The sequence below is a fragment of the Roseiarcus fermentans genome (assembly GCF_003315135.1).
GTDB lineage: Bacteria > Pseudomonadota > Alphaproteobacteria > Rhizobiales > Beijerinckiaceae > Roseiarcus > Roseiarcus fermentans.
On record NZ_QNRK01000019.1, the window covers coordinates 55,825 to 68,961 of the forward strand.

Sequence of the window (13,137 nt, forward strand, 5' to 3'; positions counted from 1 at the left end):
ATTCGTCTTCCGGTATCGACCCAATCACGCTCGGAAACTCAATGCTTCACGACAAGAATCGGCATCGAAGACATGCGGTCCAATTGGCAGCGAACACGTTGATTTGAGAGAATGAAACCGCGCGGCAATCGCCGCCAACAAGAAAAAGCGCCAAGCGCCGCAAGGTATACCCGAGGGAGGTCAGAATGCCGTCCGCGTCTCGCCCGAAATCGCACGCGCCGGGGCGCGCCAGGGCGCGTTCGTCAAAGCCCGCCGTGTCGCCTCCGGAGGCGGCGGGGCCTACGGCGATCATGCGGATCGCGCGCGAGCTCACCTCCTGGGCGAATTCGGCGCTCGGCGTCGCCGAGGGCGCAACCGAAATGACGGTCGCCGCGGCCAAGAGCCTGGCGCGCGGCCCGGGGGAGAAGGCGGCGATCGGCAAGGCGGGCGAATTCTTGCGCGCGGCGCGCGAGGCCGCCGGGATCACAGTCGACGAACTCGGAACGGCGGTCGACCTTCCCGACCCGACGCTGATCGAGGAAGCCGAGGAGGGCAAGGCGGCCCTCCCATTCGACCTCGTCCTGCGGCTCGCCGGGGTGCTGGGCAGGAACGACCCGATCTCCTTCGCCCTGAAGCTCACGCGCTCCTACAACCCCGGAATCTGGAAGGCGCTCGACGATCTCGGGGTCGGCAAGCTGGTGGTGCAGGCCGGCCGCGAGCGCGACTTCGCCAACCTCTATCGGGCGAACGACGCCGCACGCCGCCTCACGGACGAAGACTTCGCGCATGTGCTGAAGTTCGTCGGCTCGGCCTTCGACATGGCGGTCGGCTTCCATGCGTCGCAGAAGACCCGCCGCGCGAAACCGCCGGGGCCGTGACGTTGCGGACAGGAGTCAGAAAACCGTCGCGGACATCGTCAACTTAGCCATGGCGGCCGAGCGCGTCAGGCAGTTCGCCACGATCAAGGAACTCCAGCTCGTGGCGGACGCTACGAGCGGCGCGCGACGCGCCGAGCCGCAGCCAATCGTCGAGTTTCGACCAGCGTCGCCGGCCCGAAACATTGCGAACGGCGATCGCGACGGCCTTCTTCTGTCCGACGAGAACCACGAGCTTCTTGCCACGAGTGACGCCTGTGTAGAGGAGATTCCGCTGCAGCATCGGGTAGTGCTGAGTCGTGACTGGGATGATCACGGCGGGATACTCAGAGCCTTGGCTCTTGTGGATAGTGACGGCATAGGCTGGGATCAGCGTGTCGAGTTCGCCGAAGCCATAGGTCACCGAGCGCCCATCGAAGCTCGCCACGAGCTCGCCCACGTCGGGATCGACGTCGACGACGTAGCCGATATCGCCGTTGTAGACCTCCTTGTCGTAGTCATTCTCGATCTGCATGACCTTGTCGCCTGGAGCGAAGGTCGAGCCGAAACGCTCGACCTTGCGTTCGCCAGCGGGGTTCAAAGCCGCCTGCAGTTCGATGTTGAGCGAGCGGGCGCCAACGCCGCCGCGATTCATCGGGCAAAGCACCTGGATGTCGCGGATCGCATTCAAGCCGAAGCGCTTTGGAATGCGGGTTTTCACCAACTCCAGGATGCGCTGAACGGCGGTCTCGGGATCCTGGGCCGCAACGAAATAGAAATCGGTCTCGCCGGCAGGCGCGCTCAGATCGGGCGTCAAGCCTTGATTGATGCGGTGGGCGTTGATGATGATCCGGCTCGCCGCGGCCTGCCGGAACACCTCGGTCAAGCGCACGACGGGCGCCGCGCCGGAGCCGATGATGTCGGCCAGGACCTGCCCGGGTCCGACCGAAGGCAATTGGTCGATATCGCCGACGATGAGCAGCGCCGCACCGTCCGGCGTCGCCTTCATCAGCGCCTGCATCAGCATGACGTCGATCATCGAGGCCTCGTCGATCACGAGCAGATCGCAATCGAGGGGATTGTCGGCGTTGCGCTTGAACCCGCCGTTCCTTGGATCGACCTCGAGGAGACGGTGGATGGTTTTGGCCTCGACGCCCGTCGCTTCGGTCATGCGTTTCGCAGCGCGACCTGTGGGCGCGCAAAGCAGCAGCCGCACGCCCTTGGCCGCAAGAATCTTGAGAATCGAATTGACGATCGTGGTCTTGCCGACGCCTGGGCCGCCGGTGATCACCACTACCTTGGCGGTCAGCGCCTGACGGATCGCCGCCTTCTGACTGTCGGCAAGTTGCAGCCCATTGCGCTTTTCAACCCAGGGTATGGCCTTGGCTTCGTCGATCCATGGCCAGGGCAGCCGGCCGCGCGCGATGCGGATCAGTCGATCGGCGATCGCTTGCTCGGCCCTGTAGAGGCCCGCCAGGAACATGCAGTCGGCATCGCCGACCTTGTCGGCGATCACGGCGCCGTCGGATCGTTCGAGCTCGAGGGCCGTCAGGATCAAGGCCTTCGGCGCTTCGAGTAGTTTTTCGGCGAGCGGGATCAATTGATCCGTCGGCAGTCCGCAATGCCCCTCGTCCATCGCCTCTGTCAGCGCGTACGATATGCCGGCGCGAAGTCGGATCATGGCGGTCTTTTCGATGCCGAGCCTCATCGCGATCGCGTCGGCGGTCTTGAAGCCGATGCCCCGGATATCCCGGGCAAGGCGATAGGGGTTCTCGGTCATGACCTGCACGGCGTCGACGCCGTAGGTCTTGAAGATGCGGACGGCCCGGGCGGTTCCGACCCCGTTGCTATGCAGGAAAACCATAATCTCCCGGACGACCTTTTGCTCGGCCCAGGCGTCGGTGATGCGCTTGGCCCGAACCGCGCCAATGCCCGTCACCTCGCGAAGCCGATCGGGTTCGGCCTCGATGATGTCGAAGACCTTCTCGCCGAAGGCCTTGACCATCTTCTTGGCATAGACTGGCCCAATGCCCCGTATCATGCCGGAGCCCAGATATTTCTCGATCCCGTCGATCGAACTCGGCGCCGAGGTCTTGAGAAAGCGCGCCCTAAATTGCTGACCGTGCGCGCGATCGTTGATCCATTCGCCGGATGCGGTGATCCACTCGCCGGCCGAGATCACGGCGGCGTGGCCGACCACGGTCACCAGATCGCGGTGTCCGCGCGCCTTCGCCCTCAGAACGCAGAAGCCGTTCTCCGGGTTGTGGAAGGTGACCCGCTCGACCAGGCCAGCGAGCACTTCCTGTGTCGAAGGCTCAGGATTCGACTTCATACGGACCGCAGGATCCTTCTTTTCCGGCAAGATGCCGCGAACGTTATGGCGTCCTGCCGTTACGCGAGCTGGACCCGTGAGACAGAGACAGAGTCAATCGCCTGCTGGGTGGTCTCTCGCGGGCAACAAATCCAGGTTTTCGCATTGCGGACTGACGGGCATTTTTCGTGTCTTCGTCGTTTAGATGGTTTCGCCATCCTGCGGACCGGGCCGTCGCTTCAAACAGCGCCGCTGCGTTAGCCGCTTCGAATGTGTCCGCCGTGCCGCCAATGACCAGATCGCTGTCGCCGCCGCCCTTTTTCGTTTTGCGCCCGGACCTCCCATGTCGGGACGCCATCCTCCGTAAATACCACAGCATGAAACCTCCAACATCGGTCGAAACCGCAGGGCTCGGCCAGAGTGGAGGCAGCGGTTGCCAGACTATGTCGGCCATATGTTCGCTCTTACACCCCACCGCTGCAGCGTCCCAATCGGGGCGCGATTGTTGTAGCCGACAACGCCGAGCCGCTGGATCTACGCCCTGCCGGCGTGACTGCCTGGCCGCCCGAGTAACGAGGACCGTCGACGCGCCGCAGTGCAAGGCCCAGTGATCATCAAAGACGAAAGGTCGGTCTCAGCCAAGGAAGCTCTCGAAAGCGCCACGCTAAGATTGCGCCAGCAGCCAAGATTCCGAAAAGATGTCGTGGAACCAACGCGCGGCTCTCGACAGCAAGGCGCATCGCCTACGGTGAAACCCAGCCTCCACGCCAATCGCGGCCGTCGCGCTGAAACATCGCATGCAGGTGGAGAGGTCGAGAGATATCGAGCCAACCGATACGGATGACCGAGACCACGATCACGGCGAAATGCCTTTCGCCATCGACATCGTCAGCTGGCGCAGCTTCGGCTGGAGCGGAGATCGGGCTCCCGGAAGGCAGCGGATGCTGGAAGAGCGCGCGGGTATGTGATCGACAAGCCGCCCAGACCGCAGCCTTTTCCGGGCCCTCGGTGTCTAATGGTCGCCTTGCCCTCAAGACGGATTTGAAATCCGGCCTCTTCATCGTAGCCCGACCAGGAAAACCCGTGGCTCCATGTCGTATCTCTTCGAGGACGTACGTCGGTGAAGAACGAGACGGCGTCTCGTTCGGCGTCGGCGCCCCGAAGGATCACGCTGCGAACCTTCGGCGCGCCGTCAAGCCCCGAGGTGGCGAGCTGAAGAACGGTGAACGGCGTACGGCCGGGCTGCGCGCCTGTCATGAGGGCCGCCCAGACCCGATCCAGGTTCGCTTCGATCACAGTCAGCCCCTTGAAACATGGAACTCGGCTGTCCGGTTATCGCGGCGAGTCTCCAAGGCCCCACGCCGACGCGGCGATCGGCGCCGCCGAACACTGGTCGGCGCCGGCGAACACTGGAATGCGTAACGGTCGCGGTCAAATCACCGCCTCCCTACGAGCGGTTTGTATTGCTGAGGCGCATGGCTTTGACCTTCGAAACAGCATGCGGCGCTTACCAGCCCCCATCACTATGTTGGGGCGACGCACGCGGCGAGGCGACAAGCTGGTTTCCGCTATGATTGTCGCGTAATGCTTTGCCGCGCTTTGGCACGCAAGGTTATAGCCGACCAATTCCCACCCGCCGTCAATTGATCGAGGGCCTCATTGAGACGCACCGTTCCGTCATTCACTGTCGAAGTCCGGCATCGGCCAAGACTGGCAACCAACTCAAGCCAAGGCGTGCCGTTGTTGGAGGCCACGACCCGACCTAAAGCATTTGAACGTGAGTCTCATCGTGTAGCCGCCGCGACATTCGAGGCCAAGACGTCAAATCAGCCGTCCAGTGATGGCGCCGCATCGCATCCAACGCGTCGAATCCTTGAGAGCCTTGTCCCAGAAATGCCGCCCGTTGGTCGGCTCCAAGGCGAGTTGTCCACCGCAACGTCGAATCCAAAATCGCGCGCGCGGAAAGCGCCGTTGGTGCGCGCACGAAAGGACAAGGAACAAACATCCAAGGCGCCTCGGAGTTCGGAGGCCTCGTCTGATCTGACCGCGCACATGTCGGAAAGTCCTTCGGTTGCGTCCCATCAACTGACTGGCATCTCGCTGAGTGACGCGACAGCCGGCTCGTCAGTCATACCGACGGCGACGGCGAATCGGGCCGTCGGAAACTCCGGCGGTCCGGCGCCGCATCCAAAGGCAAAACGAAGAATCCAGATCCCGATCGCTCTCGATGCCAGGACGCCCTCCGTTTCCGCCAAAGACCAGCCATCCATCGCGCAAACCGAGTCCGTGGGGATGGTCGAGACGCGCGACGACGACGTTTCGCGTCCAAGTCGAAAGCGAACCATCATGGGTCGCTATGTCTTCGGCGATGAGCCCAAACTTGGCGAACGCTGGAAGCGGCGTTTATCCAAGGGACGCTGAGCACGCCAATACAAAAAACGGTGGCAACGAGGAACAGCGCGCGTTCGCCGAGCGTTTTCAGTTGTGAAATTGCCAATGGGCTTTGGCGAGGTGCTGTTCCTTTGGCCTCGGACCATCAGCGGTCACCTTCGAACCCGCGTCCGAGGGCGCCCCCTCCGCAAAGCGGAGGCTTCTTCATGATGACAAATCCGGAGCGCTCGAGATGCTCGACGAGCCGCTCGGCGACGATAACTGACATGAATTCGTCGGCGTTGTGGACCCGCTTGCGGCCATGAAAACGCAGCGCGAAGGCGAGCGCGTCGGCGACATCGGCCGCGGTGGCGGGAGTCAGATTTTCGTCGTCCGGCATCCGGGTAGGATAGTCGACCTCTTAGAACACAACAAGAACATAGCCGCTGGACGGGCCCCAGAAGCGCCGTACCCTCCCTTTCTCGACGTTGAGCCTCGCCATATGCGCCGACGCCATGCTGGGAGGTCAGCATGGTCGCGCCTCCCTCAGCTCGCTTGGCGGCTTCGCTGCTCGATTTAAGCAAACTTCCCAAGGGCAAACTGCATTCATTGCAGACCGGTCGATTCTGCATTACCTTGGTGGCCGATCAGGGCGCTGAGCGCGGCAAGCCATCGTGGCGGCAACCGCAGCGCATCAGCCCCGGTGGACTCTTTCGACGGGGCGGAAAGGAAGCCCCGTGAAGACGATCATCGAACCGTTCAGAATCAAGTCCGTGGAACCGTTGCGGCTCACGACAGAGGAGGAGCGCAAGGGCCTCTTGCGCGACGCCCATTACAACCTTTTCGGGCTCTCTTCCGACGACGTGCTGATCGACCTCCTGACCGATTCCGGCACTTCGGCGATGAGTGCGAAGCAGTGGGCGGCGATCATGCTCGGTGACGAAAGCTACGCCGGTTCGCCCTCCTTCCGCCGCTTCGAGCAGGCGGTGCGCCACCTCATGCCGTTCCGCCACATCATCCCAACTCATCAGGGCCGCGCGGCCGAGGCGATCCTGTTTCATTTGATCGGCGGACCCGGACGCAAGATTCCCTCGAACACCCATTTCGACACCACGCGCGGCAATATCGAAGCAACCGGCGCCGAGGCGATCGACCTGCCAGCGCCGGAAGGACTCGACCCGGCGGCGCCCCATCCTTTCAAGGGGAACATCGACCTCACGCGGCTCGAAGCTTTCCTCCGCGAGAATGGCGACGCCGTCCCCTGCGTCATGATCACGGTCACCAACAACGCGGGCGGCGGTCAGCCGGCTTCGCTCGCCAACATCCGCGAGGCGGCGGAACTGGCGCATCGATTCGGCAAGCGGTTCATCGTCGATGGCTGCCGCTTCGCCGAGAACGCCTGGTTCATCAAACAGCGCGAGCCAGGCCAGCAGGGCCGGCCCGTCGTAGACATCGTGCGCGATATGTTTGCGCTCGCCGACGGCATGACGATGAGCGCAAAGAAGGACGCGTTCGCCAACATCGGCGGCTGGCTCGCGCTCAACAACGACGACCTCGCCGAACGCGCCCGCACGCGCCTCATCCAGACCGAAGGCTTCCCGACCTACGGCGGCCTCGCCGGACGCGACCTCGACGCCATCGCTCAGGGCCTCGTCGAGATCGTCGACGAGGACTATCTCGCCTATCGCGCGCGCACCAACGCCTATATCGGGGAGAGGCTCGCCACGCTCGGCGTGCCGATCGTGCAGCCGACTGGCGGGCATGCGGTCTTTGTCGATGCACGGACCTGGCTTTCGCATATCCCGCCGCTGGAATACCCGGGTCAGGCGCTTGCCTGCGCCCTTTATGAAGTGGGCGGCATTCGCGCCTGCGAAATCGGCACCGTGATGTTCGGCCGCCAGCCCGACGGGTCAGAAAAGCCGGCCAAGATGGACCTCGTTCGCCTCGCCATGCCACGGCGCGTCTACACCCAGTCGCACGCCGACTACGTTGTCGAGACCTTCGCCGAGATCTCGGGGGTGCGCACGTCGCTTCGCGGCTATCGGATCGAATGGGAGCCATCGGCGCTCCGGCACTTTGCGGCGCGATACAAACCACTTGGGCCCGGCTGACCCCGGGGGAAGCCGCGCCAGGTCCACGACCGTCTTGGCGCCTGTTGCAGTGTAGACGCGCCTCAGCGCCGCCCTCGAACTCCGTGACGAAGACTCTCTTGCCGTCCATAGCGCCGTCCACCGGGCCCTCTGCCGGTTCCAGGTTCCGCGACGACGAAGCTTCCGTCATCGAGTTGCAGAGCGGCCTGGAGGGGACGAGCCGCGTGGCCCATGCTGATTTCGGCGACCCGGCACCGGCGGCGGCGCCCAGTCCCGCCGGACGCCTTTTTTCGCTCGCCGCCTTCAGTGCCTCGACAAGGACGTCTGCACCTTCCGAGCGAGGGTGTTCAGGTCGAAGGGTTTGTCGATCACCTCGGCGCCGGGCGGCAGCTCGGCTCTCGCGTAGCCAGGGATGAACAGCAGCGGAAACTCGGGCCGCCGCTCGCGCACCGTGGAGTCACTCCGGCGCCGCAAGAGGCTGGGCAGGGCCAGGCGCGGACGGGCTCACCGCCCGACTATCCGGCGGCGGCTCTCTCGAACTGTTTGGGCGAATAGCCCATCACGCGCTTGAACGCGGCGCCGAACGCGCCTTCGGATTCATAGCCGACCAGCGGCGCGACGACCGCGATGGGCATGCCGCGATTGGCGAGGCGGTCGGAGGCGACGATCATCCGCCAGCGGGTGAGGTAGTCCATCGCGGGCTCGCCGACGGTCCGCTTGAAGCGTACCGCGAAACTCGACCGCGACATGCCCGCGATCCGCGCCAGCGCCTCAAGAGTCCACTTGCGTTCAGGCTGCGCGTGCATGGCCGCGATCACGACGTGCATCGGCTTGTCGGCGAGCGCGAACAACGAACCGGCGCTGTGAGGCGAAGCATCCGCCAGATGCAGCCGCAGCGCTTCGATCAGCAGCGCCTGCGCGAGGTGTTCGGCGATCAGCGCTGCCCGGCTGCGGTTCGCGAAGCTCGCGCATCAGCCGTTCGATCGACCCGCGCAAGACCGCCTTGCTGTCCTCGGCGCGGATGTGGACGACAGGCGGCAGCAGGCCGAGCAGCATCTCGGCGTGCATTCCCTCGAAGCCGAAGTACCCGCCCACCCCAGATACGCCGCCACCGCCGTTTAGCACTGCCGTCTCGCCGGCGGGAATTGAGGGAAAGAACGCGAAGGCGTCGATCGGCTCGACGTCAGGCGCACTGTAGAGGCGATAGCCCCTGCCGCCGGGAATCAGCACGAAATCGCCCGAGCCCAGCCGCATGGGCTCGGAAGCGCCGTCCAGCGCGAGCCAGCACGCCCCCGATTCCAACGCGTAGCACCTCACCCCGTCCTCCGGTCCAAAGCGCAAGAGCCATTCGCCGCCTGCGTCGAGGCCGCGGAAGCCGTAGCCGCTGGGTTTGAGCACGAAAGGATATCGGAAAGAGGGTCCATCGCGTTCCTGGACGATCGCGATGTTATGATGGACCAGCGAGCATGGAGCGTCCAACGAATTCCCCGTATTTCTGACCTCGACGCCAAGCCCGGCGTCGATTCAGGGACCGCCCCCATGCCCGAAAACAATTCCCTTTGGCTCGCCGCCAAGCGAGCGCCGTTTACCGTCGGCCCCGCGCCCTATACCGCGCCGCGCTCGAACGAAATCGTGGTCCGCGTACGCGCCGTCGCCGTCAATCCCATGGACCGGCTGCAACAGACGATGGGCGATATTGTCACGCCCTGGACACCCTATCCGTTCGTGGACGGCTCCGACGTCGCCGGCGAAGTGGTCGAGGTCGGCGCCGGGGTCACGCGCTTCCGGGTCGGCGACCGCGTTGTCGGCTTCGCCGCCGGATCGGACAAAGTCCGCAACCGCGCCGCCGAAGGCGCCTTCCAGGATTACGTCGTGCTCCTCGCGCACATGGCTGCGCCTATTCCCGAATCCATGGCGTTCGAGGAGGCTGCCGTTTTGCCGCTCGGCCTGTCGACGGCGGCATGCGGTCTGTTCCAGAAGGACCTCCTCGCCATGAACGCCCCATCGGCAGCAGCCAGGCCCGCGGGCAAGACGCTGCTCGTCTGGGGCGGCTCGACCAGCGTCGGCAGCAACGCGATACAGTTGGCGGTCGCCGCCGGCTATGACGTGATCGCAACCGCCTCGCCGCGCAATTTCGACTACGTGAAGCGGCTCGGCGCGAGTCAGGCGTTCGACTATCGCTCCAAGACCGTCGTCGCGGATATCGTGCGCGCGTTGCGAGGGCGCGAGGTCGCCGGAACGCTGGCGATCGGCGTTGGTTCCGCAGCGGCGTGCGTAGGCGTCGTCGGCGCCTGCAAGGGCAACCGCTTCGTGGCGATGGCGACGCCGCCGACCTCGTTCGACGACGTGCCCGCCGGGCGCGGACGCTGGCTGCGGCTCGCGCCAGCCATCGCGCGCATGCTCGCCGGAACGCTGGCGTTGACGCTCAAGGCCCGCCGGCGCGGCGTGAAGGCAAAGATGATCTGGGGCAGCACGCTCATCGCCAACGAGGTGGGGCCGATGATCTTCGAGGCGTTCCTGCCGGCGGCGCTGGCGGAAGCCCGGTTCGTGGCGGCGCCGTCCGCCACGGTGATCGGCGCCGGACTTTCGGCTATCCCCGCCGCTCTCGAACGCCAGCGTCAAGGCGTCTCCGCCGCCAAGCTTGTGGTGACGCTGTGAGACACCCTGTGTCAAGCTGCGGCGCGCGCTTGGATGAGGGCGGCGGTGGCGTGGGCGTTTGGGTCATATGGGTTTTTGTCGATCCAAGCCCTCCAGAGCACACGAATCCAGGCTCTGGCGAGGATGCGGATGGCGTGGGGATGCGCGCATCCTCTGGCCCTGGCTCGTTTGTAGGCGTCAGCGGCCCAAGGGGACTGGTGTCTGGAATTGTCGGCGAAGCAGGTTATGGCGGCTCTCAGACGGTGGTTGCAGGCCCATCGGAAGACGACGCCCCGGCTTTTTCCGGAGGCGTGGGTGACGGGGCAGACGCCGGCTTCGGCGGCGAGCTGGTCGGCGGATTGGAAACGTTCGCGGACGTCGCCGAGTTCGGCGAGGATCTGGGCGGCGCAGATGCGCCCGGCGGCGGGAAGGACATGACGATCCTGCCGTCGGGCGGTTCGGCGAGGTCATGCTCGATGCGGCCGGAGAGTCTGGCGATTTCGCCGACGATGCGCTCGAGGACGGCCGCCAGGGCGGACGATTTCGCCTTTGGCTTCGGCCTCGGCCGGGCCGCAGGGGCTGATGGGGGCCGCGCGCAGGCGATCGAGGAGAGCCGAAGGGTCGCGCCGCCCGCAATAGGCGTGCGCGGCGAGGAAAGCGGCCAGCCGCTTTTCACCCAGCCGCGCGGCGCTTTCTGGGGTGGGATAGCGCTGCACGAAGGCGAGCGCGATCTGGCTGTCGACGTCGGCGAAGATGACGGCGGCGCCGGCCCAGAAGCTTTCCAGAAGGCCGCGCAGCCGGTTGGCCAGGCAGACGCGCTCGGCGACCAGGTCGTCGCGACCGCGCACGAGGGCGCGCAACGCCTTGATTTCGTTGGAGCAGGGCGTGAGCGGGCGGAAGCGATATCCGTCGGTGCGCAGGATGTCGGCGAGCATGAACGCGTCGCCGGGATCGCTCTTGCCACCGGCGGCGCGATACCGCGGCCGGCAGGCTTTGACGGCATTGGGATGGATCGGAACGACGGGGTGGCCGGCGTCGATCAGGGCGTCCACGATCAACCCGCTCGGGCGCTCGATGGCGACGGGAAGGTCGCCGGCCGGGGCGAGCCTGGCCAATCGCTTGTGGAGTTCTCCGAGGCCCGCATCGTCATGCGCAACCTCCATCTGGAGCGCGACGGCGCCGCGTTCGTCGACCACACACACGGCATGACGGGCGCCGCCCCAATCGAGCCCGGCGAAATAGGACACATGCAGTCTCCCTTGGCCTTTGTTAGACTGCCGAGCGTCGGGAGGACCTGCGGGCCGCTCATTGACTGGCGCTCCGGGCCGCGAACCCTGGCGCTACACCCTGTTGCCCGTCGTATCCTCCCGGCGCCCGCCACGCGGCGGGTCTCACACGGGCCGTCAAACGGCAAGCGCGCTTGGCCATCGTGTCGGGCGCTCGGTCGGCGCCGAGCTTTTCATCCCGCATGCGGGATGAAAAGCTCAACTCTGGTCAGGGTGCACCAATGAGCGCGCCCGTTGAGACCATAGTCAGCGTGACGCGCTTTCGACTGCGCCCCCTGCGCTTCCTCCCGTTCTTCACCCTGCATACGAACCGCACGATCGCGCAGACCCGCAAGGCGGAAGGCTTCCTGGCCGGAGCGGTCCGCCGCGAAGCCGACCTGGCTTTCTGGACGATGACGGTCTGGCGGGACGAAAACGTGATGCGGGCGTACGCCGCCAGCGGCGCCCACCGAAAAGCAGCGCCCCATCTCATCGAGTGGGGCGACCAGGCTAGCGTTTGTCATTGGACCCAACACGGCGGCGAACTCCCCGAATGGCCCGAGGCAGTCCGTCGCTTGCGCGAGGTCGGGCGACCGCTGAGGCTCAAACATCCCGCGCTGGATCATGCCGAGCGGGGGTTCGCCGAATCGAAGATGAGCTACGGGATGCGGCTTTGACGACGGGGCCGTGGCGGGACGAAGCCGAGACGACGATGGGCCAGCGGCGCGCTACAAGCGCATTGTAGCTCGACGACGGCTTTGAAAAGCGCGCCGCCAATTAGCAGACGGTCGTCCATTGCAATTTTCAAAACCAGCATATTTTGATAACAATTGTCACTCGAGCACTACTTTGAGCACCCTCGGATTACAAGCCCGTTGCCCGGCGCAGCACATCGTTGATTCGCTCCTGCCAACCGGGCCCATCTTCTTGAAAATGTGCAACCAGATCGCTGTCGAGCTTGATCGACACCAACTCTTTAGAGACGGGAACGCCAGCCTTTCTTTGCGCGCGTACGGTCTCGTCCGCCGGAGGCGTAGCTGGTTTGAACACAGCTTCGGCTACGGACACGGCGTCCGTCGGTCGATGCCGATTCGGTGGTCTTGTCATGCGAATACTCCCGCTGAGTTTCTAACCGATACTACTTAGCTGCCCCCCAGAAATCGATGGGGATCCAAGGCGAATGTCCCCTTTCCTCGCTGACGCTGCGGTCCACCGACTGCGGGTCCTGCGAGCGGGATGCGCGGCCGACCCTCGTTCCGGATAGTCCGATTGAGGAGAATTCCACTATCACATAGTGGCATATGACGTTACGCCTCTGACACGCCTCCCGAACATCGTGCCTTTGCTTCTCGTCGATAGACGGCGCGTTTGCCGCTACCCGGCGATGCCTGGCTTTCCAGGCTAAGAAGTCGCCGGCGCCATGGGCGGGATGGTCCAGAGGCTATGGCGAGGCGTCATCGACGTGCTGAAGAGAGCACAAATGGCGCTCGACTTGCCGTGGCTCGCCTTGCGGGCGAAACTCAGGCTTTGCGGTTGCACGCGGTGTAGCGCGACAATCTGGATGGGAAAAAGCAGCGACAAACAGGATGGCTATTTTGGCGGTCGCGGCGAGGTGATGATTGTCGCGGCGC

The 13,137-nt window shown here is 64.7% G+C and carries 13 protein-coding genes and 1 pseudogene; 6 read left to right on the forward strand and 8 right to left on the reverse strand.

Annotated features, from left to right (window positions below; all coding sequences use genetic code 11):
• The first annotated feature begins 290 nt into the window (after positions 1–290).
• Positions 291–857 (forward strand): helix-turn-helix domain-containing protein, encoded by a 567-nt coding sequence (locus DFR50_RS17180; protein WP_113890505.1) that lies wholly within the window; start codon positions 291–293, stop codon positions 855–857.
• Between the two features lie 43 nt (positions 858–900).
• Here the strand turns inward: DFR50_RS17180 and recD2 are convergent, their stop codons facing one another.
• Together recD2 and DFR50_RS17190 are read right to left on the reverse strand one after the other, a co-directional pair.
• Positions 901–3,165 carry an SF1B family DNA helicase RecD2 gene (recD2, locus tag DFR50_RS17185; RefSeq protein WP_113890506.1) on the reverse strand — a complete coding sequence of 755 codons (2,265 nt, stop codon included), beginning with the start codon at positions 3,163–3,165 and terminating at the stop codon, positions 901–903.
• Positions 3,166–4,032: 867 nt separating this feature from the next.
• On the reverse strand, positions 4,033–4,440 hold the full coding sequence (locus DFR50_RS17190) for a PNPOx family protein (RefSeq protein WP_113890507.1): 408 nt from the start codon (positions 4,438–4,440) through the stop codon (positions 4,033–4,035).
• Between the two features lie 363 nt (positions 4,441–4,803).
• On the opposite strand from DFR50_RS17190, the gene DFR50_RS31460 reads away from it, so the two are divergent.
• Positions 4,804–5,565, forward strand: a complete 762-nt coding sequence (locus DFR50_RS31460) for a hypothetical protein (RefSeq protein ID WP_210208943.1) — start codon at positions 4,804–4,806, stop codon at positions 5,563–5,565.
• Between the two features lie 115 nt (positions 5,566–5,680).
• On the opposite strand, the gene DFR50_RS17200 is transcribed toward DFR50_RS31460, so the two are convergent.
• A complete protein-coding gene (locus DFR50_RS17200) occupies positions 5,681–5,914 on the reverse strand; it encodes a hypothetical protein (RefSeq protein ID WP_113890509.1) in 234 nt (77 codons plus the stop codon).
• A 131-nt stretch (positions 5,915–6,045) separates the two neighbouring features.
• On the opposite strand from DFR50_RS17200, the gene DFR50_RS32560 reads away from it, so the two are divergent.
• Positions 6,046–6,255 (forward strand): hypothetical protein, encoded by a 210-nt coding sequence (locus DFR50_RS32560; protein ID WP_210208944.1) that lies wholly within the window; start codon positions 6,046–6,048, stop codon positions 6,253–6,255.
• Positions 6,252–7,625: a tryptophanase gene (locus tag DFR50_RS17205; RefSeq protein WP_113890510.1), complete on the forward strand. Its 1,374-nt coding sequence runs from the start codon at positions 6,252–6,254 to the stop codon at positions 7,623–7,625. Before DFR50_RS32560 ends, DFR50_RS17205 begins: the two co-directional genes overlap by 4 nt.
• A 494-nt stretch (positions 7,626–8,119) precedes the next feature.
• Here DFR50_RS17205 and DFR50_RS33465 read toward each other — a convergent pair whose 3' ends face one another.
• Both DFR50_RS33465 and DFR50_RS17210 read right to left on the reverse strand, forming a co-directional pair.
• Positions 8,120–8,410, reverse strand: coding sequence for a helix-turn-helix transcriptional regulator (locus DFR50_RS33465; protein WP_342634568.1), 291 nt, complete (start codon positions 8,408–8,410; stop codon positions 8,120–8,122).
• Positions 8,394–9,002 carry a cupin domain-containing protein gene (locus tag DFR50_RS17210; protein ID WP_342634569.1) on the reverse strand — a complete coding sequence of 203 codons (609 nt, stop codon included), beginning with the start codon at positions 9,000–9,002 and terminating at the stop codon, positions 8,394–8,396. The genes DFR50_RS33465 and DFR50_RS17210 overlap by 17 nt, the downstream gene beginning before the upstream one ends.
• A gap of 141 nt (positions 9,003–9,143) precedes the next feature.
• Here DFR50_RS17210 and DFR50_RS17215 point away from each other — a divergent pair, with 141 nt between their 5' ends.
• Positions 9,144–10,262, forward strand: a complete 1,119-nt coding sequence (locus DFR50_RS17215) for a zinc-binding alcohol dehydrogenase family protein (protein ID WP_113890511.1) — start codon at positions 9,144–9,146, stop codon at positions 10,260–10,262.
• Between the two features lie 11 nt (positions 10,263–10,273).
• On the opposite strand, the pseudogene DFR50_RS33015 reads toward DFR50_RS17215, so the two are convergent.
• Both DFR50_RS33015 and DFR50_RS33020 read right to left on the reverse strand, forming a co-directional pair.
• A pseudogene (locus tag DFR50_RS33015) lies at positions 10,274–10,660 on the reverse strand (transposase); the annotation flags it as partial.
• 48 nt (positions 10,661–10,708) lie between these two features.
• Positions 10,709–11,488 carry an IS110 family transposase gene (locus DFR50_RS33020; RefSeq protein WP_281016411.1) on the reverse strand — a complete coding sequence of 260 codons (780 nt, stop codon included), beginning with the start codon at positions 11,486–11,488 and terminating at the stop codon, positions 10,709–10,711.
• Positions 11,489–11,748: 260 nt separating this feature from the next.
• Between DFR50_RS33020 and DFR50_RS17225 the strand changes: the two genes are divergently transcribed.
• Positions 11,749–12,183 carry a DUF3291 domain-containing protein gene (locus DFR50_RS17225; protein ID WP_245427876.1) on the forward strand — a complete coding sequence of 145 codons (435 nt, stop codon included), beginning with the start codon at positions 11,749–11,751 and terminating at the stop codon, positions 12,181–12,183.
• A gap of 187 nt (positions 12,184–12,370) precedes the next feature.
• Here DFR50_RS17225 and DFR50_RS17230 read toward each other — a convergent pair whose 3' ends face one another.
• Positions 12,371–12,613 (reverse strand): BrnA antitoxin family protein, encoded by a 243-nt coding sequence (locus DFR50_RS17230; RefSeq protein WP_113890513.1) that lies wholly within the window; start codon positions 12,611–12,613, stop codon positions 12,371–12,373.
• Positions 12,614–13,137 lie beyond the last annotated feature (524 nt).